Here is a 793-nt window from a genome sequence, read left to right as displayed (position 1 = left end):
CGCTCGCGGTGTCGCGCTGCTGGAACAAGGCATCGCCATCACGTCGGAAATCGGCGGCAAGTACTTCGGGGGGATTCTGTACGGTGCGATGGGCAAGTACAACGCACCCGTTACGAAGAAGGGGCGTCAGAACGCCGTCGACTCCCTCAAGCGCATCGCTGATTTCGCGCTGAAGAAAGACGTGACGCTCGGGCTGGAGGTCGTGAACCGCTACGAGAGCAACCTGCTCAACACCGCTTCGCAAGCGCTCGCGATGCTCGACGAAGTCAACGCGCCCAATGTCGTCGTTCACCTCGACACATACCACATGAACATTGAAGAATCCGATTTCATGCAGCCGATTCTCGAGTGCGGCAGCCGCCTCGGGTACGTACACATCGGTGAAAGCAATCGGGGCTATCTCGGTTCCGGCACCATCGACTTCTCCCAGTTCTTCCATGCGCTTGCGATGATCGACTACAAGGGGGTCGTGACATTCGAGAGTTTCTCGTCCACGGTCGTGAACGAACAACTGTCCAACGCGTTGGCCATCTGGCGCAACTTGTGGGACGACGGCATGGACCTGGCCAAGCATGCTCACGAGTTCATGGCCGGCGGCATCAACGCTGCGGCGAAGGCTCGCGAGCATCACTGAGCTTCGTCGGGTGATCTAAGCGGTGCGGCCGTGGAATTGCATGCGGCCCGCGGATGTGGCGGCGGCGAGGAATAAACGTCTTCACCGTGCGCCGCTTCTCTCGACGCTCCCACATATCCAATCTGTCATAAGTGATTAATTAGAGCGAAAGTCGTGTTC

1 protein-coding gene is annotated in these 793 nt (G+C 58.5%); it reads left to right on the top strand.

Annotated elements, in window-relative coordinates; all coding sequences use genetic code 11:
• Positions 1-634, top strand: a 634-nt coding sequence (locus AWB67_RS38895; RefSeq protein WP_087660940.1) for a sugar phosphate isomerase/epimerase family protein, incomplete at its 5' end; no start/stop codon positions are given.
• Positions 635-793: the final 159 nt, after the last annotated feature.

This window comes from Caballeronia terrestris, from assembly GCF_001544515.1.
Lineage (GTDB): Bacteria > Pseudomonadota > Gammaproteobacteria > Burkholderiales > Burkholderiaceae > Caballeronia > Caballeronia terrestris.
The sequence above is the reverse complement of the archived record's forward strand: the minus strand, read 5'-3'. Positions and strand labels throughout refer to the sequence as shown.